The following is a 22,781-nucleotide window of genomic DNA, read 5'->3' as shown; positions in this document are numbered from 1 at the left end:
TTTGTGTTTGAGGCAACCGTTTTCGTATGCTTAATTACTTGTTCCCGTTACGTATATTGCGACTGAGCAATTAGGGTGAACATGATAAGGACAATGTTATGAAGCAGTTATGTGAAAAAAGGATTCGGCAGTCGAAGTACGTTTTTTCCCCTTTGGGAACCATTAGTTCCCGGTCTCAATTTGGCGGCTACAGCATCGCAGCAGACAAGATTATCTTCGCGCTGGTGTCCAATGGTGAACTCTATCTGCGGGCGTCGCGACAAAATGAAGTGCATTTTCGTGCCCGGGAGATGGCGAGCATGGTTTACACCAACCGCGGTGTTCCCGTCCCGCTGAACTATTACGAGGTGGACAACACGTTGTGGAACAACGAGCCGGAGCTCCTGCAACTGGCATCGATGTCGCTGGAGGGGGCCCGACAAGATAAGGCCATCAGGACGCGAAGTATCAGGCTGAAAGATCTTCCTAATCTTAACCATTACACAGAGCGGCAGTTGTGGAAAGCGGGGATACGCAACATTGAACAGTTGCGCGAATTGGGGGAGATTCAGAGCTTTCTTCGCTTAAGCGTTGTCAGGCACGACCTCAACCTAAGCGTGTTGCTGGCGCTGGCAGGCGCCATCCGTGGCGTGCATCAGGCGGCGTTGCCGGAGCATGTTCGCCAGGAGTTGACGCAGTGGTTTAAATACCACCTCGCAAGCCAGGGGAAACGGCCTAGACACTGATGGGTTGATGATTCAGCCTGAGGTCCCGTGCGCGCAGGGATGCTGCGGCGCGCACGGGTTTTCGCTGAATAGCAATGAGGATGGAATCGCCAAAACCGACGCGATTAAGCCGGCGCAGGTCCGGCCGGCGTTTCCGCCATCTGGGCCTTCAAGGCTTCTAACTCCGGCAGTAGCTCGCTCATCAGGCCAATCTGCTGCAAGACCAGCTGATCTTTGGTTTCAGACTCTGGATTGGCGGCGCGGATGCGCTCTTCCAGCGACTCCAGCCGTTCGCTGAGTTGTTCCCGATCGTTGCCTTCGTGGTGCAAGGCGTCGTCCACGTAGCAAACCGCGTCATCCAGCAGCTGCAGCGTTCCCGGCGACGTGAGTTTCTCCCGGTGGGCGCCCAGCGTGGAGATATAGCTCAGCAACGTGTGGTTCAGACACATCAGCCGGAAAGCATGCTCGCGCATCTCTCTGGTGGCATGGGGCTCGGCGGACATATTGGAGACCACTGACGCCAGTTCGGCATCGCTATTGTGCGCATCGCGGCGGGCGATACGGTACGCCAGGCTGTTATTTTTCCCCTGGTGGTACTGTTCCATGATCGCATCCAGATAGCGGCAGTTGGCAAACAGCGTTTTATTGATGACCGCCGGCAGAGAGCGAAAACGCCAGTCGGGCCAAATAAAGCTGACTGCCGCCCAGGCAATGCCGCAGCCGATCAGCGTATCAAGCACCCTTGGCACCGTTACTTCGTACCCTTCGCCCAGCAGGTTGAAGCACAACAGCACCAGCAGGGTGATGAATAGGGTCGCATGGGCATACTGCACGGTACGGAAGGCGAAAAACAGCACGCCGCTGATGACGATCAGCGTCATTTGTCCTTCTATCGACGGTACGAAATAGAGGATAGGCAGCCCGAATAGCACCCCGGCCAGCGTGCCGATGACGCGCAGCGTAAGGCGATGACGAGTGGCGTTATAGTTCGGCTGGCAGACAAACAGGCTGGTGAGCAAAATCCAATAGCCGTGCTGCAGATGAGTGACCTGAATAAGCGCGTAACCGCCGCACAGCAGCACGGACATACGCACCGCGTGGCGAAACAGCGCCGACTTCGGCGTCAGATGCCGGCTAATACGCAGGCAGATATCGCCCCAGCCGGTAATTTTATCATCCGCTAGCAGCCGGTTTTCCTTTTGACCTTCCTGTTCCACGGACTGCTCTGATTCAATGGTGGCTAGCTGGGCGTCGATGGCGCGCAGGTTGTTGATCAGGTGACGCATGGCCTTTAGCTGCGCGGCGGCTGTGCCTTGCGTCGCCAGCTTTTCAAGGGTCAACTCCAGATGTGTGAAGGCTTTCTCAATACGCGGATCGTGCTGATACTTTTGGTGCAGCAAGATGGACTGGGCCAGCTGTTCACAGGCGCGAGATTGCATTGACAGCAGTCGCTGGAAACGAAACAGCGCATCGCTGTAGCGCAGCGTTTCGCGCAGCTGTGCATATTGCACATGAGAGGAGCTGGCGCGCTCGTGAATATCCTGCGCGACGAAATAGTAGTGCAGCGTTCTGCGCGTGCTGCGTTGACCGCGATCTCCCCGCAGACGAGTCAGCAGCGAAGACTTAGCCTGATTGAGCGTCTCGACCAGTTGGCTGTTAGCCATCGCCACATCGATCAGCGGTTGATTGTCTTCTTCGATGTCGGGATCAAACAGATTGGATTTGGCATCAAGGTAGTGTGCAAGCTGGTGATAGCAGCGAGCCAGGCTATCTTGCAGAGGACGGATGGGAAAGAGGATATGCCCGCACAGGGTGAGTAGGTTGTACCAGAGCGCGCCGACCAACAGCAAGGCGGGCTGCTGATACCAATTGTCATAAAGCGAAATCCCGAGCATGGTGTAAATGGCGATCAGCAACGCGCCGAATGCAATTGTGGCATAGCGCTGCCCGAGCGCGCCCAGCAGAATAAATCCGCAGGTGGAAAGCGCGAGTCCAAGGCCAAACAGCCACGGGTAGGGGAACAACAGCTCGATGGAGACGGAGGCAATCAAAAAACAGCCCAGCGTGATGAGAAGATTCATCAGGCGGCCGGTCAGGCGATCGTCAAGATCCGCCAGCGCCGCGGCGACCACGCCGAGCGTGAGTGGGATCGTGGTGGTCGGAATATCCAGCCACCAAGGAACGGCGGCGGCGCCAGCCAGTGCCAGAAAAATACGGATGTTATAGAGCCAGTTACTGTTATAGAGGTACCGGCGCAAAGAGGCTGTAAAGGTGTCGATCACAATACTTCCGCCTGATTATTGGAAACGGCGTCGGGCATTCGCTTCCCGCGCCGCTCGGGCTTCTTCCACGGAGACCACGCGGCGGCCGACTGGCCAGAGTGCGATGGCGGCAATTTTGAAGTTGGCGATGCCGACCGGAATACCGATGACGGTCAGGCACTGTGCAATCCCGCAGGCGATGTGTGAAAGGCAAAGCCACCAACCGAAAAAGATCACCCAAAAGACATTCAACAGCGTGCCACCCGCATTAAGTAAAGGGTTTTTTTCTGAGGGACGCAACTCGTCGACGTGTACGGCTTCGTTACCGTAGGGCAGCAGCGACAGTTTGGTGATTTCCCAACAGGAGCGAGTCAGAGGGAGTGTGAAAATCAAGACGATGCTAATGCAGGTTGCCGCGAGCCAGGCTAGCGTGGTGAAAAAACCGCCCAGGACAAAATTCAGAATATTGAGCACGGTGCGCATAGTTACTCCAGGACCTGTGTTTTGAATCAAAGGCTATGATGGAGAAAGAATTATCACATTATTGGCAACGATATCCTAACGCGTTTTTATGGCTAGAGCGTGCGGTGAAATAGCGGTTAAACTAGCGGCTAAACAACAAGATCTCACAAGGTACGGCGCGGAGATAATGGAACTTAAATCAACCTCGATGGGCAAGCATTTGGCGCAGCACCCTTACAACCGGGTGAGATTGCTGAATGCCGGCGTCAAAGTCAGCGGCGACAAACATGAATACCTTATCCCGTTCAATCAACTGATGGCGATCCGCTGTAAAAAAGGGCTGATTTGGGGCGAGCTGGAGTTCGAATTGCCGGCACAAAAAGTGGTACGCCTCCACGGCACCGAATGGCAGGAAACGCAGCAGTTCTTTCACTATGTCATGAAAGCCTGGCAGGGATGGAGCGAAGAAATGAGCCAGGTCAGCGCCGAGGTGCTTAAACGCCAAATTGACGCCATCCACCGTCTGGAAACACGCGACCGCTGGTTCGGGCGTAAAGAGCTGGCGCAGTTGCAGCAAGATATCCGCGATGCCTTTTCCGCGTTACCGTTGCCGCTGGAGAGGCTTTGTGAATTCGACAGCTGCCGAGATCACTATTTACGTTGCCAGCAGTGGTTGGAGGCGGGAGAACCGCAGCGTGAAAAGGCGAACCAGCACTGGACGACGCAGACATTGGAGGCGCAGCAGCCTTTTTTCGCCAACGTGGAAAGTTCTCCGCTGAATCCCTCCCAATGTCAGGCCGTAATCAATGGCGAAGACGCCGTATTGGTCCTCGCTGGCGCGGGCAGCGGCAAAACGTCGGTGCTGGTGGCGCGGGCCGCATGGTTGCTCTATCGCGGCGAGGCGACGCCGGATCAGATTCTGCTGCTGGCCTTCGGTCGGCAGGCGGCAGAGGAGATGAACGAGCGCATTCAGACGAGCCTCAGCACGGGCGATATCAAAGCCAAAACCTTCCATGCGCTGGCGCTGCACATTATTCAAAGCTGCAGCCGCAGCGTTCCCACCATCAGTAAATTGGAGACCGACGCCGAGCATCGCCGCCACTTCCTGATCAAAGAGTGGCAGCAGCAGTGCAACGATAAGAAAGCACAGGCTAAAGGATGGCGGCAGTGGTTGACCGATGAACTGGCGTGGGACGTGCCCGAAGGCGACTTCTGGCGAGATAAAAAGCTGTCCTCCCGCCTGTCGGGTCGCCTTGAACGTTGGCTTGGGCTGATGCGGTCTCATGGCGGTACGCAGAGCGAAATGGTGGAACTGGCGGATGAGGATCGGCGAGCGGTATTCCAACAGCGTATCAGGCTAATGGCTCCGCTGTTGAAAGCCTGGAAAAAAGCGTTGAAAGAGGAAGGGGCGGTCGACTTCCCGGGGTTGATCCATCAGGCCGTGAACCTGCTGGATAAAGGGCGTTTTATCAGTCCCTGGAAACACATTCTGGTCGATGAGTTTCAGGATATCTCGCCCCAGCGAGCGATGCTGTTGTCTGCGCTGCGACGGCAAAACCGTGAAACCAGTCTATTCGCGGTAGGGGACGACTGGCAGGCCATCTATCGTTTCAGCGGCGCCGAACTGGCGCTGACGACCGCGTTTGAGCGCCATTTCGGCGTTGGGGCGCAGTGCGTCTTGGATACGACCTACCGTTTCAACCGGCGTATTGGCGAAATCGCCAGTCAATTCGTTCAGCAGAATCCCAGCCAGTTAAAAAAGGCGCTTAACAGTCTGCGCGATGGGAGCAAGAAGTCGGTGGTACTGCTGCCTGACGAGCAGTTGGAAGGGCTGCTGGATAAAATGAGTGGTTATGTGAAGCCCGAAGAGCGCATTTTAGTGCTTGCGCGTTATCACCACTTGAGACCCGAAGCGCTGCAAAAAGCTCCTACCCGCTGGCCCAAGCTGAATATCGATTTTATGACCATTCACGCCAGTAAAGGGCAGCAGGCCGACTTTGTGATCATCGCCGGGTTGCAAGATGGCAAGGACGGTTTCCCCGCGCCGGGACGAGAGTCGATGCTGGAAGACGTGCTGTTGCCGAAACCTGAAGATTTTCCTGACGCCGAGGAGCGTCGACTGCTTTACGTGGCGTTGACGAGGGCTAAACATCAGGTCTGGCTGCTGTTCCGTAAAGATGAACCGTCGGTCTTCGTCGAACAGCTACATCGTCTGGGCGTGCCTAAGCAGCGCAAGCCGAGTTAAAATCCTGTGGATTGCAAGAGAAGTCGCGTTCGATGAGTGGTTGAATCGCGTCTGAGAAGGAAGGTCAGCAGCGGCCGCCTTCCTTCGTTCTAACGCTTATCTCAGGCGGGCCTGCAGGTAGCGCTGGTAGTCGGGAATGGCAATATCGACGGGCTGAGTGAACAGATTTGAGTTCACCAGAAAATCCGCCGTGGAACGGTTGGTGGCCACGGGGATATTCCAGACGGTGGCCAGACGCAGCAGCGCCTTCACATCTGGGTCGTGCGGTACGGCATTCAGCGGATCCCAAAAAAATATCATCATGTCGATTTTACTTTCCGCGATCAGCGCGCCGACCTGCTGATCGCCACCCATCGGTCCACTCATCATGCTTTTGACCGGCAGGCCGGTGTGGAGCTCAATCAGGTTTCCGGTCGTTCCCGTTGCATAGAGATGGTGTCCGACGAACTTCGGCTTATTGGCGGTGATCCATTCCAGCAGCGATTCTTTGCAGTGATCGTGGGCGACCAGTGCGATGTGCTTGCGCGCTTCGATTTTACGGGTAGTGAGCTTAAGCTCCATCATGACTTCCTTAGTACTGTGTGTCTGTCAGGTAACAAAAACAGATTTTCAATTGAATGTAAAAAGGGTGATGCCTGAACGGATTTCTGGGCGTCGTTCCTCAACGTCCGGGGTGAGTTCCGACTATTGACCGTCGTTGCCCGCTGCCCATTGAAGAAAACGTTGTCGGGTTTTCTGGTCGGCTTTTTGAAACCAGTACTGCATCAGGATAAACGGATCGGTTTTATCCGCAGCGGGCGTCAGCGGCTCGGCATTGGCATCGTTCGCAGGCGGCGTCACGGGCTGCGACGGCGGCAGGGCGGTGAGCGCAGGGACGGAGGCCGGGAGCGCTGCGCTGTTGTAGGCAATCATTTTTTTCTCGATGTCGCCGTTCAGATCGGCCTCGGTTAGCGTGATCCTGTCGGTTGTCGCGCTGATGGGCTGGTTGTGATCGCCCATCAGCTGATAGTGCGCTTTTTGCTTAAACTGTTTGCGTAACTTCGGCGTAGAAAGATCCGGCAGGTGGATGGTTATCGCGCTTTGGTTATGGGTATTGAAGGTGGCGATCAGCCCATTGCTGTGGAAAACCTCTTTCATGCCTTTACGAACGTCTGTCGTTTTGTTCACCCGGAACAGGAGTTGGTGGTCGCCGCCATTCAATTCCAGACTGCCCGCGCCTTTGAGCAGCGGGGCGGGTACTTTTCTGCCATCGACGACGATCAGCTCGATGTCGGGGCCGAGTTTCAGCGTCGTGGCCATCGCAGACGTTGCGCATGTGGCCAGTGACAGGCAGATAAAGGCAAACTTGAATTTCATCATTTCCCCAGAATATTCGGCGACCGCAATATTGTTTAATAAGGTGATGCATGTGTCAAAGTTTCCACCGAGAAACCCCAGATAGTTTATGTTTCGTTAAAAGACGGCGAAGAATAGCGTTTTGTTGGCCCAGCGGAAAATGATATGTCATGGGGGCCAGCCTGTCCGGGAGATGCGATACACTAAAACCATCGTCTCGTATCGATGAGGAGTAGCATGATGTTGAACGACATAGAGATTCAATCGGCGCTCGGCTCCGTCAAGACCATCGCACTGGTCGGCGCCAGCGAGAAAAGTACGCGACCCAGCTATGGCGTCATGGCTTATCTGCTGGGTCAGGGGTATGACGTGATCCCGGTGAGTCCCAAACTTGCCGGACAGACGCTGTTGGGGCAAACGGCCTATGCCTCGCTGAGCGATATTCCCCGGCCGGTGGATATGGTGGATGTCTTCCGCCAGCCTGAAGCGGCGTTCAGCGTGGCACAAGACGCCATCGCCATTGGCGCAAAGGTGTTGTGGCTGCAGTTAGGCGTAATAAACGAAGAGGCCGCCGTGCTGGCCAGCAACGCTGGTTTGAAGGTCATCATGGACCGCTGTCCAAAAATCGAAATCCCGCGGTTGGGACTGGAGAGATAACCTGCCGGGCCTTATGACTGATGGAAAGTGATAAGGCTGGCAGTCTGCGATGAAGTTAGTGGAGCAGCTTAGGAGCGCGGCTTTTAATTTGTGCCGCGAGCTCATCCAGCGGTGAGTCCGATTCTGTTTCGGCATGCTCATCCTGCTGCAACTGCGCTTCCGCCAGATAGGTATGGACCGGCTGACCGGCCTCATCCTCCATAACCACGTGGTACCACGGCGCCGTGCGCTGCGTCTCGGCAGCGGCGAGCTCTTCCCACGCGGGTTTTTCCAACGAATACTCAGGGTCGATGTCGACCACTACTCCGGGAAATCCCAGCAGCTTATGACGAATCTGCTGTCCGATGCCAAATTTACAGATAATCATATAACCTCCCGAGAGACGAATCTGACTTACTATAAATGGGGTACGCTAACGGCAATTTCAAGCGTAGATAACAGGCGTTTTTCAGGGGTATTTGGCACGGCTAAGCCGTGTGGCGCCAAGGCATAAGGCGTAGCTTTAAGACAAAATTGAGGAGAACAGATGTCTCAGATGGCGGTGAAAGTCTATGTTAACGGTCTGGTTCAGAGGGTAGGGTTTCGTTTTCATACGCAGACTCGGGCGCAAATATTGGGGTTGACCGGGTACGTCAAAAACTGTGATGACGGTAGCGTCGAGCTAGTTGCCTGCGGCGAAGCAGACACGGTGGAGGAACTAGTGGAGTGGGTGAAAAAAGGTGGACCAAAACATGCCCGCGTCGACCGGGTGTCGACTGAGCCGCACGGCAATACCGATTACCGTGCGTTCGATATTCTTTATTGAATTTAGATGCATTTCACCGGTTTCGGCAATCCTGCGATTTTGGTGGCCTGCTTGGCGGGACCTTTGGGGAATAAGCGATAAAGATAGCGGCTATTCCCTTTTTCCTCGCCATATTTCTGCGCCATCGCTTTGACCAACATCCGGATCGCGGGCGAAGTGTTGAACTCCAGATAAAACGCCCGCACAAAGCGCAGCACTTCCCAATGCGCTTCCGACAACGCGATCCCCTCTTCTTCCGCCAGCAGGGGCGCCATCCCTTCCTGCCAGTCCTGGCTATTTTTCAAGTATCCCTGCGCGTCGGTCTCGATGACGCGGCCTTCAAACGTAAACATAACACCTCGAAATGACGTCAAAACACGCCTAGTTTACCAAATTTTGGCTGAGGGAAGGCGGCGCGAAAACAAAAGCCCCACCGGGGTGGGGCTCTGACGAGGGGGGAAGGGACTAAATTTAGTTACTGCGGCTCATCCCCAGCAAGCTCAGCAGGCTGACGAACACGTTGTAGATGGAAACGTACAGGCTGACCGTGGCCCGGATGTAGTTGGTTTCGCCGCCGTGAATAATGTTGCTGGTTTCCCACAAAATGGCGCCGGCGGAGAACAGAATAAACATGACGCTAATCGCCATCTGCAATGCCGGAATGTGCAGGAACAGGTTGGCGATGGTAGCGACCAGAAGCACGACAAAACCGGTGATCATCATTCCGGACAGGAACGACATATCTTTACGCGTGGTCAACACGTAGGCGGAACAGCAGAAGAACACCAACGCGGTGCCGCCAAGGGCAAGCATGATGATGTCGCCCGCGCCGGACGCGATGAGCGTGCTCAGAATCGGTCCCAGGGTATATCCCATAAAGCCGGTCAGCGCGAAAACAGCCAATATCCCCGCCGGGCTGTTCGCCAGCTTATAGGTCAGGAACATCAGACCATAGAATCCCGCCAGCATCAGCAAGAGGCCTGGGGCAGGGAGGTTGAAGACAGTGCTGAGCGTTGCGGTGACGGCGGAAAATCCCAGCGTCAGCGACAGAAGGAAGTAGGTATTGCGCAGCACTTTGTGGGTGCTGAGCAGCGATTGTTCACGTGATGTTGAGGTAACAAAGCGATCCATAGTGGCGACTCTCTCTATAAGGGGTCTTTATTTCACGCTTAGATTAGGTAGTCACGCTGTGTGATTAAAGGTGTTTTACCCTTCTTTACTTGCATTCACCGGCGTGTGCAGAAGAAAGTGTGAGCGAAATGATGAATTTCCACCCATCCAATCGCCATTAGCCTATTTTTAAGGCAATCGAACCGGTTGTCGCTTTACAACATCAGGCGCTCTGTTTATAGTTCGCCTCGTTGCGGAGGAGTGGCCGAGTGGTTGAAGGCACCGGTCTTGAAAACCGGCGACGGGAAACCGTTCTAGAGTTCGAATCTCTACTCCTCCGCCATCCATTTCAAGGGGTTGCTCAATAGCAGCCCCTTTTCTTTTTGCGTTATTCTACGCGTGATTCTCCCCTTGGCGTTGTTTTTCGTTCTCTATCATAGGATTGCGCAGTGCTGTTTAGCCTGAGCTGGCGCATCATCACACTCACAGCACTCACAGCACTCACAGCACTCACAGCACTCACAGCACTCACAGCACTCACAGCAACAAGTTTTCCGTCTGTCGATACCCGATTATTGACGAAACGGCGTGGCACCGGAATGCGCTGCAATCCCGGCATTGCGTCAGCTGAATAGTTTCTCGGACGAGGAGGGCGGTGAATATCCCCTGGCGAGGATAAAATGCCTTGGTTTTACGCCGTGTCGAGCGGTCGTGGCGCCTCTTGCCTTGGGCAGCCTGCGACCAGCATGCTGTCGCTTACCCGAACCGCTTGAAGTTGACGGACTGACTAAGCAGCACTTTCGCGATGACGTGAAATTCATCTTGCTCCCCATCTTCGATATGCCAGGACTGATATTTGGGGTTGTCGGACAGGACCAACAGTCGATGTTTCAGCATTTGCAGCCGCTTGACATACAGCATATTGCCGAAGACAAACACATAGATCCCATCGCCGTCGAAGGTGTTGACGGACACATCAACAAAGATCATATCCCCCGGTTCGATGGTAGACGCCATGCTATCGCCTTTGACCGTCACCATTTTGATGGCGCTGGCGGGCTTGCTGCCAAACAGCATCCGTGCCTGCTCATGGGTGTACTCAATGGCTTTGATGGTTTCAACAAACTCTGATGACGACACGACGCCATGCCCGGCGCTGACCTGTATAGCGAGCATATCGACGCGATAACGTTGGCAGTCCGTACGCTTAACGGGTAAGGGGGCTGCTGGAGATGTATTCGGACATATCACGGTGCGCTCGTCGTCTTCCCGGGACATGAAAAACCAATGCTCAGGATAGCCGCTGACTTGGGACAGCTTTTCCAGATGAGCGCCGCGCGGTGCCGTTTTACCGGATACCCAGCCTTGTACAGCCTGAGGGGAAATCTTCAGTTTGCGGGCCAGAATAGACTGGTTCCAGCCTTTCTCGGTGAGGAGTTGTGCGATGCGCGATGCTGTGGTGAGACGCTTTTTTTCGTTCATTTTACCTATGCTACAAGCAAATATTGAAATTTTCATTTAAATTTAAACTTGTAATTGGGCGAGAATGTTGTAAGTTTTACTTGTCTGATACCAATATGGAGCCAATATGACAATTTTTATCAATTCATCAAAAATCAACGCTACCAATCCCTTACGGAGGATTTGGCCGCATACGCCTGTGACGAGAGGGGAAAGGGTTGCTTTACTTCACGTCTTTCAGTCTGTGAACAAACGCATCCCACATAGCAAATTAGCCAAGTCGACTGTGCTGGGAACATTGGAAAACGTCTTCGTCCGTATGGGGCGAAGGTGGGTTATGCGTAAACAAGAGGAGTTTCACCATGGCCGAAGTCATTGAACAATTTGTTTTCAGCAACGGTTTTCACCTATCCAGTGAAGAACCGGGTTTTATGAATGATATCCAGACGTTTCTGTACGACAGCGAGACCTCTCTGTGGCACGGATACTTTTTATGGAATGGGGACTATTCCTGGGGGGGTAATGGTACGGAGTGGCGACATTTCACCACGTCCGACTGGGTGACATTCGAAGATCATGGGGTGGCAATCCCGAAATACACCACGCCACAGGGAGACATCGCCACCGGTTCGGTGGTGATCGATCAAAACAATCTGGTGGGTTACGGCGCGGGTGCTTGGTTGGCTTATGTCACCAGCTATAACGATGGAGTGCAAACCACTAACCTGTGGTATTCGAACGATAAGGGTTACACCTTCAAATCCTGCGAGTCCAATCCCGTACAACCCAATGAACTGCAGCTTGAAAATTATCGCGACCCGTTTGCGTTCATTCACAATGGCGCGGTGTACATCTATCTGGCCGAAGGCGGCAAGATCGGCATCTATCGTTCCCTCACCGGTAAAGCGCCGTTCACCTATATCGACAGCATAGTGATTGACAATATGGGGTTAATCGAGTGCCCTACGTTGTTAGAAGTGTCGTGTAGCGATCTGGGATACAACAAGTCCGTGCTGGTATTCGGTGCCAATGGCGGAACGTTGGGGACGACGGGGACGTTTATGCATGTGGGAACGGTGGATTACGACACGATGGTGTTCGGCAATATCGAAACACCTGCGCCGGTAGTCATCGATCACGGTCCCGATTTCTACGGTGCGCGTGCCGGATATGATGAGATGAAAAGCTTTGATCGTCTGTACTGCCTCGGTTGGGCCTCAAATTGGGGTTATTGGCAAGATGCGGATGCGCAGCCCATCGTCGACAAGTCCAGCAACATCGGTATTGCGACCCTCATGCGTAAACTCAAACTGCGCTACGTGGACAATGAGTACTACATCGAAAACAAACCGGTCTCTTCTTTTTCGGATGCGATTGCTTCAGAAATTACTGAAACCCTCGACATCGAAGATACTGCGCTGCCTTTAGCGATTGATGGGAGGGGCTACATCGGCTTTGACTTTCAGGGCAGTACCGCCAGCGAGATCAAAATCGAGGTTGGCGGTAGTGACTGGACTTTTGTCGTGACTTACATTCCCGCAACCCGTGATTGCAGCATTGTGCGCCGCTCGGCAAAAGCAGAGGGGATCACCGAGTTTGAAAAACCTCACGCGTTCACGTTAAGCAAAGACATTTCATGGATGAACATGTTTATTGACTTTGGCGTGATCGAACTGTTTTTCAGTTCAGGCGAATCTTGCACGTATGTCACTTTTTCTTCGGCAGGAGATGTTCAGGTCAATATCGTGAGTATGTAATTGCCCACACGGTCCGCTTTCTCTTTCGAGAAACGGACCGATAAAAGTATGTCCCTCGCTGTCGCTCCATCAGAAACGACAGCGCTTATCAATCAGGGAGCGCCTTTTTCGCGACCCGCCATCAATTCCCCCGCCCGTTTTTTGTCTACGATGCCGTCGCTAAATCCTGCTCAATCCACTGCAAAATCACCCCAACGATATAGTGTTGCTCCTCTGCCGTCAGCGGTCGTTGTTTGGCGATGCCGTGCCATTTTGACAAGCACCCTCGGCAGCAGGTTGCCGTGGCATGCTGGGCGATAAAGACCGGATGTCCGCGCATGGGCGTCTGTGTTCCATCATTTTTAGGCTGCGCGGGCGCCAGCCGCTGCGCGATGAAGTCGGCGGCGTGTGAAGCGATCACACTTTTGCCTTTGCTATAGCAATAATCACGCTCTTTGGGGCCAAGATGAAACCGTTGGCGAAAAGCGGAGCGCGAAAGGCGGAGAAATAAATCGTGATTGGCAGACATGATGTAATGCTCGTAAAAGTCAGTGTTCGGAAACAGAGGAAGCATAAAGGCTTTTGGACGGCTGGCAAATGGTGATGCAGTAACTATTTGTATGTTAAGTATATTTGATTCTTGTGACTCATTGACGCCCAACTCACAAAAGTGGACCATCGCCATTTATCTCAACGGAAAACAGAGCTACGCTGAGACTGCCAAGGCACACAGGGAAGGGGGCTGTTATGTATAAGACTATCTTGGTGCCAGTCGATATCGATGAAGAAGATTTGACCCAAAACGCACTGTCTCAGGCCACGTTTCTCGCAAAATTATCCGGTGCGAAACTGCATCTTTTTCATGTTCTCCCGGATGTTTCCGCCTACATTTCCGCTTATGCGTTCGGACTGAAGGAGTTTGAAAACGAGGCGGTGATCAAGGCGGATGAAAAGCTGCACGAACTATTGAGCCAGATCGACCTTCCGGCTGAGCAGCTTGACCACAGTATTACCTTCCCACGCCGCGCGATGAGGTATTGGAGCTGGCCGAGGAGATCAAGGCCGATCTGATAGTGGTCGGTTCACGCCGCCCTAGCGTTAAAACCTACCTGCTGGGGTCCAACTCCTCGGCGATTGTGCGCCACGCCAAAACGTCGGTGCTGGTGGCGCGGTAACAAAGTAAAGACGCTGCGCAGTTGCGGCGTCCGCCACTCAACGAAGCTGGCTGTCTTTACTGCCTCGGCGATTGTAGCCAGCATTGATGTTGCGCTGTTTGTCGATTTTTCCCTGACAGACAACGCAGTAGCGTACGCCCGGTAACGCTTTTCGCCGGGCTTCTGGGATCGGCTCCCCGCACTCCTCGCAGTAGTCGGCGCTTTCGCCGCGATGTAACTGGCTGCGCGCCTGCGCGATGGCATCATCGACGGTGGCGTCGATTTGTTCCTGTACGGAACCGTCACTTGACCAACCACTTGCCATTATTGACCTCCTGCTTGCTGGATGACGCGGTCATCGTCTGCATCGTATGTGACACGAATACACAACGCCCGCCTCGATGCGAGTCGGTAATCATAAAATAGCTGAAATCAGCAGAACGCGTGGGCTTAGCGACTACTCTCGTTGAGCAGGGGGGTGACGGTAGATGTGGCCAGGGGATGCTCAACGCGTATTTGCTGCTGAATTTCCTGGTGATAAAGAAAGGCGCCGACGGCGGAATAAACAAAGCGACCTAACAGAATGATGAGACTGATCATGAGTACGGTACGGGCTATACGCGTACTACTTCGTCGTTGACGTAACATGAATCTTCGCCTGGGGGTAATCGTAGACATTACCGGATGTATTCCTGATAAAAGCGGACATTCGCTGTTGTTTATTTAGACACAAGCTGACAGCGGGGTCAATGCGCCTGGGGCAAAAAATCACCCTCAGGCGAAAATGTGAAAAATTTCACAATGTGAAGCAGGAGTAAGGCGCCGGGGCATTCGTCCTGCCCTAAATCTGCGTCGGCGACTCTTTTTCCTCTTCAATCAATAACGTCCAGTCGCTGATGCCCTGCCAGTATTCCTGCTCTTTTTCCAGGTCGAGCTGCACCAGCGTATTTTGACTGAAATAGCCGAACGGGAAAATCAGGGTCCAGGTGCGATCGTCTGTCGCCAGACGCAGCGTCTGCGGCGACGTCGTAGCTTGGCGCTGGTTGTTTAGCAGCGTAGCCAGCCGCAGCAGCAGTATCATTGGCATGTACTGTTTCTTTTTGAACTGATTCAGGCGCGGCAGCTCGTCTGTTTTTATCGTCTTGCGATGCCAGCGCACTAACAGTGACAGCACCATCTGCTGCTCCTGATTGAAGCCTGGCAGATTGGTATATTGCAGTATGTAGGCGGAGTGGCGGTGCATTCCGCTATGGTTGATACCGAGGCCCACTTCATACAGCATGGCCGCCCATTTCAAAATGGCTTCCAACTGCGGATTCACTAGCGTGGGATTCTGTTCTTCCCACTGGCCGTACAGGAGTTCCGCCGTTTCACGTACGCGATTGGCCTGCTCGCGGTCAATGTTGTAATGGCTTGCCAAACTTTTCGCGGTGCGGATACGGATATCCTGATGGCGGAAGCGGCCCTCCATTTCATACAGCACGCCTTCCCGCAACGCACCATCCGACAGCCTGAGCTTATCGATAGCCAACGTATCGAAGACCCCGCAGAGGATGGCCAGGCCGGGAACCAGCACGTTCTGTCGCTCATCCGTCAGGCCTGGAAGACTTAAGGCCTTAACGTTCTTATGCTTCAAGATCTCATCGCGCAACATTTCAAGACGTTCCAGCGTAATCTGACCGTCTTTCTCGCCCATCGCCAGCAGGATCTCGTTGGCGGCCTTGATGGTGCCGGAGGCGCCCAGCGCATAGTCCCATCCGTAGATACGGTATTGCCAGGCCAGATTCTCCAGCTGTTGCGCGGCGGCAAGACGGGCGCGTTTGAAGTTGTTGGCGTTGATTTCGCCGTCGGGGAAAAACAGTTGGGCGAAGCTGACGCAGCCCATGCGGCGGCTTTCCACCAGCTTAGGCTCGAAATCTTCGCCTATCACCAGCTCCGTCGACCCGCCGCCGATGTCGATCACCAGCTTACGGCCTTTTTCCGGCTGCGTGTGTTCCACGCCCATAAAGATCAGTCGTGCTTCTTCGTGTCCGGAAATAATCGAAATCGGATAGGGAATGATTTTGGCAGCGCGATGCAGAAATTCCTGCGCGTTATGGGCTTCTCGCAGGGCATGCGTGCCGACGATAGAGACATTGGCTGCGGGGAATCCTTGCAGTCGCTCGGCGAACAGCATAAGACAGTTCAAACCACGTTCCATGGACTCCTCGCTCAACCGATTGTGGCTGTCGAGTCCGTCTACCATATGCACCCGTTGTTTTAGGCGGCTAAGCACCTGAAGCGCGCCATTGACCACGCGGGCGACCACCATATGAAAACTGTTGGAGCCAGATCGATGGCGGCGAATTCCTGGGGTTTTTCAGCGATATTGTCGGTTAAAGGCATGGCTCTGGCCTACTCTTCGGGTTGCTCAAGGACCTTAAGATATTCATAGATCGCATTCTGGGCGCGGACTTTGCGCCGGTTGCCACGAGTGACGTAGTGATTGTTCAACTCCTTGTCCAGCACGCGGGCTTTGACCGTATCGCTGAACAGAATCTCCAGAATGTCGAGGATTCGCGCTTTCAGCGTCTGGTCCAGCACTTCCACCGCGACTTCGATGCGGTAATCGATGTTGCGGGTCATCCAGTCGGCGGAGGAGAGAAACACTTGCTTGTCGCCGCCGTTGTGGAAAACGTACAGTCGGTCATGCTCCAGATAACGATCTATGATGCTGGTGACGCGGATATTATCACTGATCCCCGGGATACCGGGAATGAGCGAGCACATTCCACGGACCAATAGGTTCATTTTCACCCCGGCGCCGGAAGCGGCATAGAGCCGGTCCACCAGGCCTTTGTCCACGAGGTTGTTCACCTTCAGGGTGATTCTCGCCTCGAGTCCATTCTGCGCGTTGGCGATTTCGCGGTCGATCAGCTCATAGAGGCGGCTGCGGGAGTTCTGGGGGGACACCAGGAGGTGATCGAAGCTCACCGGCCGGTACGGGTTTTCGATGAAGTTGAAGACCCGGCGCACTTCGTTGGTGATACGTTCGTCAGCCGTAAGCAGCGAGTAGTCGGTATATAGCCGCGCGGTTTTTTCGTTGAAGTTGCCGGTGCCGATATGTGCATAGCGCACCACGTTGTCGCCTTCACGCCGTGAGATCAAAAACAGCTTGGCGTGAATTTTCAGGCCGGGAATGGAGAAGATGACGTGCACGCCGGCTTCTGTCAGTCTTTTCGCCCAGTGGATGTTGGCGGCCTCATCGAAACGCGCCTGCAGTTCCACCACCACCGTGACCTTTTTGCCGTTATGCGCGGCGTGGATCATGGAGTTGATAATGCGGGAATCTTTGGCGACACGATAGATGTTGATTTTAATCGCCAGCACGCTGGGGTCGAAGGACGCCTGCCGCAGAATCTCCAGCACGTGCTCGAAGGTATGGTAAGGGTAGTACAGCAGCACATCGCGCTCACGGATAGCGTCAAAGCCGTTGCGGAAGTGATTGAATCCCAGATGACGCAGGCGTGGCAGCGGCTTGTTGACCAGGTTGGCGCGCCCCACGTTTGGAAAGCCGATGAAGTCCTTGAAGTTGTGGTAGCGGCCACCGGGGATGACAGAGTCGTAGGAGGTGATATCCAGTTTCTTGAGCAGGCACTCCACCATCGCATCCGGCATGTCGCGTTGATAGACGAAGCGGACCGGCTTGGCCGTCAGCCGCTGTTTGAGGCTGGACGACATCAGCTCCAGCAGGCTGGACTCCATTTCCGTCACCAGATCGTACTCGGCGTCGCGGGTCATCTTCATGGAGTAGGCGTTAAGCTCGTCGTAATCGAAAAAGCCGCGGAAAATATCATCCAGACAGTAGCGGAGGATATTATCGATGAGGATCATGGTTTTGCGACGATGTGGCGCTTCCGGCGGCAGATCGACGAAGCGAGCGACCTTGTCGGAAGGGATTTCCAACAGCGCGTAGTCCGTCTTCTCACCGCGAATAATTTCGATAGCCAAATAGGTGTAATCGTCTTTCAGAAACTGAATCAGATTGGTTTCAGGCAGCAGTAGAATCGGGGTGATGTGCGGACGCAGGTAGTGCTTGAAGTAGTCGCGCAGCCACGCTTGCTGGTTGGGCGACACCTGCCGCTCGTTGACCAAAAAAATCTGGTTGCGCGCCATCTCCAGCAGCAGCTCATTATACAAATTGTCGAACAACTGATCGGTTTTCAGTACGCGCATCTGAATTTTGCTGAGCAGATGACGCAGTCCGCTGGCGGAACCTTGCTCTTCGTTAATCAGAATACGACGTTTCAGTTCGGCGAATCGGACCTTGTAGAATTCATCCAAATTGCTGGAGTAGATGCCCAGAAAGCGCATACGTTCAATCAGCGGATTATTCTTGTCGGCGGCTTCTTGAAGTACGCGTTCATTGAAAGATAACCAACTCAACTCTTTGTCTATGTAGAGTTTGTCCTGACTCATTCTCACTCCGTTAAATGATTTACTGAAGTGTTTCTACTATCCATTACCATTATGGCGCGTGAATGACGGGCATGGCGAGTATTCAAATGGACTTTTTATTATGCCGTTGAACGGGGGTGGGGATTCACGGTGTGCATTGACGTGTATACAAAACAGCGACGGAGTGCGGCGCATAGCGCCGCACTCCGGGGGTTACTGACACAGGCTGTAGATAATTGCGGTCATCGCAATCAGTCCCGTCAGCGTCACGAAGAGATTGCTGAGCTGGCCGCTATAGCGCCGCATCGCAGGGACGCGATGGATCGCATACATCGGCATTAAAAACAGCAGGCAGGCGATGATCGGGCCGCCCAGCGTTTCAATCATCCCCAAAATGCTGGGATTCCACGTGGCCACTGCCCAAGTGGTCAGCAGCATAAAAACAGTGGTGATGCGGTTCAGCGTACGAGGTGCCAGCGTTTTGCCGCGTCGCCGCAGCGTTTTCACCACCAGTCCGTTGAATCCTTCGCCCGCGCCCAGGTAGTGACCCAGGAACGACTTGGAGATGGCGACGGTCGCGATCAGCGGCGCCGCATAGCCGATAAGCGCGCTGTCAAAGTGGTTCGCCAGATAAGACAAAATCGAAATATTTTGCGTTTTCGCCGCCATCAGCTCTTCCGGCGACAGCGCCAGTACGCAGCTGAACACGAAGAACATGACCGTCAATACCATCATCACATGGCTGTAGGACAGGATACGCGCGCACTTCTTCTCCGCCGCATCGCCGTACTCCTTACGCTTGGCCACGGCGAACGAAGAGATAATCGGCGAGTGGTTGAAGGAGAACACCATCACCGGAATCGCCAGCCACAGCGTCGCGGGTAGGCTGCTGCCGTTCACGGCTCCGGACAGCGACAACGTATGGAATACCGATAGATTCCAGTGCGGCACCAGATAGCAGGCTAGCAGCAACAGCACGGTCAAGAACGGATACACCAGCACGCTCATCGCTTTCACGATGGTGGCTTCCCCGAAGCGCACCACGAACATCAGACACAAAATCAGCGTCAGTGCGAGCAGCGCGCGCGGCGGCGAAGGCAGGTGTAGCTGGTGCGTGATAAAGCTGTCGACGGTATTGGTGATTGCCACGCTGTAGACGAGCAGAATGGGGTAGATTGCGAAAAAGTACAGCAGAGTGATGAGATGACCGGCCCGGGCGCCGAAATGTTCCTCCACCACCTCGGTGATATCTTCCGCGTCCCCTTTGCCTGACAGGACGAAACGGCATAGTGCGCGATGCGAATAGTGGGTCATGGGAAACGCGATAACTGCCATGATGATGAGCGGCAACAAACCGCCTATACCGGCGTTAATGGGCAAAAACAGCACCCCGGCGCCGATGGCCGTGCCATACAGTCCCAACATCCAGACGGTATCGCTTTTACGCCAAGTGGAGGCGGTGTCAAAGACCGCGCTGCTTTCCTGAATTGAGCTCATACAACTCTCTCCTGAGCGAGTCATGCATATAAAACAGACGTCCGGCTCACAACGTGGGGCCGGGCGAAGTGTGCGAGGGTAGTCACATCAGGACCACTATTGTCGAGTGATGCTGACATTCTTCTCGCAGGCGGACGGCGACGCAGCGGAGCAGCGGATAGGACAACACATGACGGCGATAAGCCGGGAAAAACACCGATGAACAGAGGAGAAATCTTCATTGCGGGAAATACATCCTTAAATACCAGTTTCCGTGAGCGCCACGGTGATAACACGCGGTCATCGCATTCAGTCACAATCTGATGGCCTGAATGACGGCGCTATTATCCCGCGAAATAAATCACGGGTGCAAACCCGGTCGCCTGCCACGCCCCCCTGACGAGGCGACGGGCAAGCACGGTGTTAAAACGTGGCGTCGGCGCGCGGATCTCCGGGGACATCCGCGCAGCCCGAGATCAGGCCGATAGCTTTTGTTGCGCCCACGTAAGCCCGGACTGATACTCCGAAGGCAGCATCGGCGTCAGCGCCTGTAGCGTTTCGCGGAGGAGCGCGGAGTCCGGATCGCTGAGATTCAGATGCCCGACCTTTCGGCCCGGACGCACGGCTTTCTCATACCAGTGCAGATGCGTCAGCGGCAGCGTCAGCCAGTCGGCATTCACGTCAGTACCGATAAGATTGACCATCACCGACGGCGTGCTGACGACGGGCGCGGGCATCGGCAAATCGAGGATTGCACGCAAATGCAGTTCGAACTGACTGATAGACGCGCCGTTCTGGGTCCAGTGGCCGCTGTTATGCACGCGCGGCGCGAGCTCGTTGATCAGCAGTTGGTCGCCGACGATAAAGCACTCCATCGCCATCACGCCGACATAGCCCAGATGATGCAAAATGGCGGACAGCATCTTTTCAGCCTGCCGTTGCAAGGCCGGTTCAGGATGGGGCAGCGCGACGCTGGTGCGCAGAATGCCGTCCTGATGCAGATTGTGGGTCAGCGGATAAAACACGCACTCGCCCAGTGCGTTGCGCGCGCCGATCAGCGACACTTCGCCGGAAAAGTTAATTCCCTGCTCGACGATGCACTCGCCGTAGCAGTCCACGGGCAGCGTTGCCTCATCACCGGGGCGCAGACGCCACTGGCCGCGGCCGTCGTAGCCGCCGACGCGGCGTTTGACGATGGCCAGTTCGCCCAACCGACTGAAGATGTCGGGCCAGGCGTCGGCGCTGCTTAGCAACTGCCACGGCGCCGTTGCTAGCTGCAGCTCGTCCAACAGCTGTTTCTGCGTATAACGATCGGCCAGACGCGGGAAAATATCGCGATTGATAAATGTAGGCTGCGTCGCCAGCTGGCGGGTGAGGGCGGTTTCCGGCCAGCGTTCGATTTCTGCGGTGATGACGCTGTGCTGGTAGGGGATAGACTCGGGCTCGGCATCCAGTCCCACCGGATAGACCGCGATGCCCAGCGGTTCGCCAGCCTGACGCAGCATGCGTCCCAGTTGACCGTTACCCAATACACAGACCGGTTTCATGCTTCCTCCCGCGGATCGGCGTGCTGGAGCACATCGTCGGTTTGGCGCTGACGCCAATCCGTCAAACGCGTCGCCAGCTCGCGGTCATGCAACGCCAGAATCTGTGCGGCGAGCAGGGCGGCATTGGCCGCGCCGGCTTTGCCTATCGCCAGCGTCCCCACCGGAATGCCGCGCGGCATCTGCACGATGGAGTACAGGCTGTCCACCCCGCTCAGCGCTGCGCTCTGGACCGGAACGCCCAGCACCGGCACCAGCGTTTTGGCGGCCAGCATACCAGGCAGGTGCGCAGCGCCACCGGCTCCGGCAATGATGACGTCAAAGCCGTTATCCGCCGCCGCTTCGGCAAAACGGAACAGTTTATCCGGCGTGCGGTGCGCGGACACGATTTCAACGTGGAAAGGGAGATTCAGCGTGGTGAGGATTTCTGCTGCGAACTGCATGGTGGCCCAGTCACTCTTTGAACCCATCACGATGGCGATTTTCGCCGGGGCAGCGTTGGATGACATGCCTGTAGTGCTCCTGTGAATGTGCCTGACGCCGGTCAGAGCACAGGGTGATAGACACATCGTCGCCGAGTCGGCGCTCCGGCGACGAGGGCGTAGAGCATACCATGACCCCAGAGGGAGGAAAACGGTTGCGTCGTGATGAACGTCGGGGTTTAGCGCAAAAAACGGGTGGAAAACAGGACTTAAAGCGGGAATGCGTGGAGTGAAATACCGTCGGGCGTGACTTTGATGACCGATCCTTCCTCATGCCAGGCGCCGAGAACGGCCCGCTGGGCGGTCTCTCCGTCGACGGTCAGCGTATGAATCGCTGGTCGATGCGTATGACCGTGGATCATGGTCTTGACCTGGAAGTGACGCAGCCGGTCTATGACCTGCTGAGGATTGACGTCCATGATCTCAAGCGATTTGATCTGGTTGGCCTGCTGGCTGGCGGAGCGCATGCGCGCGGCGATACGTAGCCGGAGTCGCAGGGGCAGCCACAGAAAAAGACGTTGAATCAGCGGGTTGTGAACGCGGCGGCGAAAACGCTGGTAGGCGGCGTCGTCGGTGCACAGCGTGTCGCCGTGCAGCACCAGATACTCGCGACCGTATAGCGCAATTCGGTTTTCCTCCGGCAGCAGCGTCATGCCGCTCTGGCGGGCGAAGCGCTTGCCGATCAGGAAATCCCGGTTGCCGTGGACGAAGTAGCAGGGCACGCCCTGATGATGCAGCGCCAGCAGCGCGGCGGCGACGGTGTGATGCAGCGGCTGCGGATCGTCATCGCCAATCCAGGCGTCGAACAGGTCGCCCAGGATGTACAGCGCGTCGGCCTGAGCCGCTTCTTCGCGTAAAAAACGCAGAAAACCGGCGGTAATAGCCGGTTCCTGTTCGCTCAGATGTAAATCGCCAATAAACAGCGTCGCCATG

The 22,781-nt window shown here is 55.0% G+C and carries 21 protein-coding genes, 1 tRNA gene and 2 pseudogenes; 7 read left to right on the top strand and 17 right to left on the bottom strand.

Annotated elements, in window-relative coordinates:
* Nucleotides 1-98: 98 nt before the first annotated feature.
* Nucleotides 99-725, top strand: a complete 627-nt coding sequence (locus tag AU511_RS08785) for a TfoX/Sxy family DNA transformation protein (RefSeq protein WP_094109414.1) — start codon at nt 99-101, stop codon at nt 723-725.
* Nucleotides 726-829: 104 nt separating this feature from the next.
* Here the strand turns inward: AU511_RS08785 and yccS are convergent, their stop codons facing one another.
* Entirely contained in the window at nt 830-2,986 is a 2,157-nt protein-coding gene (yccS, locus tag AU511_RS08780) for a YccS family putative transporter (RefSeq protein ID WP_100059656.1), read from the bottom strand.
* Nucleotides 2,987-3,001: 15 nt separating this feature from the next.
* Nucleotides 3,002-3,448, bottom strand: coding sequence for a YccF domain-containing protein (locus AU511_RS08775; protein ID WP_094109413.1), 447 nt, complete (start codon nt 3,446-3,448; stop codon nt 3,002-3,004).
* A gap of 166 nt (nt 3,449-3,614) precedes the next feature.
* Between AU511_RS08775 and helD the strand changes: the two genes are divergently transcribed.
* Complete coding sequence (helD, locus tag AU511_RS08770; protein ID WP_094109412.1) at nt 3,615-5,672, top strand: DNA helicase IV; 2,058 nt, start codon at nt 3,615-3,617, stop codon at nt 5,670-5,672.
* A gap of 96 nt (nt 5,673-5,768) precedes the next feature.
* Here helD and AU511_RS08765 read toward each other — a convergent pair whose 3' ends face one another.
* Together AU511_RS08765 and AU511_RS08760 are read right to left on the bottom strand one after the other, a co-directional pair.
* The gene (locus AU511_RS08765) at nt 5,769-6,233 is read right to left on the bottom strand and encodes a methylglyoxal synthase (RefSeq protein WP_094101747.1); all 465 of its coding nucleotides are present in this window, start codon (nt 6,231-6,233) and stop codon (nt 5,769-5,771) included.
* A 123-nt stretch (nt 6,234-6,356) separates the two neighbouring features.
* Entirely contained in the window at nt 6,357-7,028 is a 672-nt protein-coding gene (locus AU511_RS08760) for a DUF2057 family protein (protein WP_167372010.1), read from the bottom strand.
* A 222-nt stretch (nt 7,029-7,250) separates the two neighbouring features.
* Between AU511_RS08760 and AU511_RS08755 the strand changes: the two genes are divergently transcribed.
* Entirely contained in the window at nt 7,251-7,664 is a 414-nt protein-coding gene (locus AU511_RS08755; protein ID WP_094109422.1) for a CoA-binding protein, read from the top strand.
* Between the two features lie 55 nt (nt 7,665-7,719).
* On the opposite strand, the gene hspQ is transcribed toward AU511_RS08755, so the two are convergent.
* Complete coding sequence (gene hspQ / locus AU511_RS08750) at nt 7,720-8,031, bottom strand: heat shock protein HspQ (RefSeq protein ID WP_094101745.1); 312 nt, start codon at nt 8,029-8,031, stop codon at nt 7,720-7,722.
* Nucleotides 8,032-8,190: 159 nt separating this feature from the next.
* Here hspQ and yccX point away from each other — a divergent pair, with 159 nt between their 5' ends.
* Nucleotides 8,191-8,469 (top strand): acylphosphatase, encoded by a 279-nt coding sequence (gene yccX, locus AU511_RS08745; protein ID WP_094109410.1) that lies wholly within the window; start codon nt 8,191-8,193, stop codon nt 8,467-8,469.
* 2 nt (nt 8,470-8,471) lie between these two features.
* Here the strand turns inward: yccX and tusE are convergent, their stop codons facing one another.
* Both tusE and yccA read right to left on the bottom strand, forming a co-directional pair.
* The gene (gene tusE, locus AU511_RS08740) at nt 8,472-8,801 is read right to left on the bottom strand and encodes a sulfurtransferase TusE (RefSeq protein WP_094101743.1); all 330 of its coding nucleotides are present in this window, start codon (nt 8,799-8,801) and stop codon (nt 8,472-8,474) included.
* Nucleotides 8,802-8,919: 118 nt separating this feature from the next.
* Nucleotides 8,920-9,579: an FtsH protease modulator YccA gene (gene yccA / locus AU511_RS08735; RefSeq protein WP_094101742.1), complete on the bottom strand. Its 660-nt coding sequence runs from the start codon at nt 9,577-9,579 to the stop codon at nt 8,920-8,922.
* Between the two features lie 234 nt (nt 9,580-9,813).
* Between yccA and AU511_RS08730 the strand changes: the two genes are divergently transcribed.
* Nucleotides 9,814-9,901 (top strand) — tRNA-Ser (locus tag AU511_RS08730).
* A 413-nt stretch (nt 9,902-10,314) separates the two neighbouring features.
* Here the strand turns inward: AU511_RS08730 and AU511_RS08725 are convergent.
* On the bottom strand, nt 10,315-11,040 hold the full coding sequence (locus AU511_RS08725) for a LexA family transcriptional regulator (RefSeq protein WP_094101741.1): 726 nt from the start codon (nt 11,038-11,040) through the stop codon (nt 10,315-10,317).
* A gap of 341 nt (nt 11,041-11,381) precedes the next feature.
* Here AU511_RS08725 and AU511_RS08720 point away from each other — a divergent pair, with 341 nt between their 5' ends.
* A complete protein-coding gene (locus AU511_RS08720) occupies nt 11,382-12,776 on the top strand; it encodes a glycoside hydrolase family 32 protein (RefSeq protein WP_094101740.1) in 1,395 nt (464 codons plus the stop codon).
* Between the two features lie 145 nt (nt 12,777-12,921).
* Here AU511_RS08720 and AU511_RS08715 read toward each other — a convergent pair whose 3' ends face one another.
* Nucleotides 12,922-13,284, bottom strand: coding sequence for a DUF4186 domain-containing protein (locus AU511_RS08715; RefSeq protein ID WP_094109421.1), 363 nt, complete (start codon nt 13,282-13,284; stop codon nt 12,922-12,924).
* A 218-nt stretch (nt 13,285-13,502) separates the two neighbouring features.
* Between AU511_RS08715 and AU511_RS08710 the strand changes: the two are divergent.
* Nucleotides 13,503-13,930, top strand: a pseudogene (locus tag AU511_RS08710) (universal stress protein).
* A gap of 37 nt (nt 13,931-13,967) precedes the next feature.
* On the opposite strand, the gene AU511_RS08705 reads toward AU511_RS08710, so the two are convergent.
* The 8 genes and pseudogenes from AU511_RS08705 to lpxH form a co-directional block, all read right to left on the bottom strand.
* Nucleotides 13,968-14,234: a DksA/TraR family C4-type zinc finger protein gene (locus AU511_RS08705; protein WP_094101924.1), complete on the bottom strand. Its 267-nt coding sequence runs from the start codon at nt 14,232-14,234 to the stop codon at nt 13,968-13,970.
* A 125-nt stretch (nt 14,235-14,359) separates the two neighbouring features.
* A complete protein-coding gene (locus tag AU511_RS08700) occupies nt 14,360-14,557 on the bottom strand; it encodes a YfgG family protein (RefSeq protein WP_240503797.1) in 198 nt (65 codons plus the stop codon).
* 193 nt (nt 14,558-14,750) lie between these two features.
* Nucleotides 14,751-16,294 (bottom strand): annotated as a pseudogene (gene ppx / locus AU511_RS08695) (exopolyphosphatase).
* 9 nt (nt 16,295-16,303) lie between these two features.
* Nucleotides 16,304-18,367: a polyphosphate kinase 1 gene (gene ppk1, locus AU511_RS08690; protein ID WP_094101927.1), complete on the bottom strand. Its 2,064-nt coding sequence runs from the start codon at nt 18,365-18,367 to the stop codon at nt 16,304-16,306.
* Nucleotides 18,368-18,559: 192 nt separating this feature from the next.
* Nucleotides 18,560-19,843, bottom strand: a complete 1,284-nt coding sequence (locus tag AU511_RS08685; protein ID WP_094109408.1) for an HAAAP family serine/threonine permease — start codon at nt 19,841-19,843, stop codon at nt 18,560-18,562.
* A gap of 455 nt (nt 19,844-20,298) precedes the next feature.
* Complete coding sequence (gene purK / locus AU511_RS08680) at nt 20,299-21,369, bottom strand: 5-(carboxyamino)imidazole ribonucleotide synthase (protein ID WP_094109407.1); 1,071 nt, start codon at nt 21,367-21,369, stop codon at nt 20,299-20,301.
* Nucleotides 21,366-21,875 carry a 5-(carboxyamino)imidazole ribonucleotide mutase gene (gene purE / locus AU511_RS08675; protein WP_094101930.1) on the bottom strand — a complete coding sequence of 170 codons (510 nt, stop codon included), beginning with the start codon at nt 21,873-21,875 and terminating at the stop codon, nt 21,366-21,368. The genes purK and purE overlap by 4 nt, the downstream gene beginning before the upstream one ends.
* Nucleotides 21,876-22,057: 182 nt before the next feature.
* Entirely contained in the window at nt 22,058-22,780 is a 723-nt protein-coding gene (gene lpxH, locus AU511_RS08670) for a UDP-2,3-diacylglucosamine diphosphatase (protein ID WP_094101931.1), read from the bottom strand.
* Nucleotide 22,781 lies beyond the last annotated feature (1 nt).

Source organism: Lonsdalea iberica (assembly GCF_002111585.1).
GTDB classification, from domain to species: Bacteria; Pseudomonadota; Gammaproteobacteria; order Enterobacterales; family Enterobacteriaceae; genus Lonsdalea; species Lonsdalea iberica.
The sequence above is the reverse complement of the archived record's forward strand: the minus strand, read 5'-3'. Positions and strand labels throughout refer to the sequence as shown.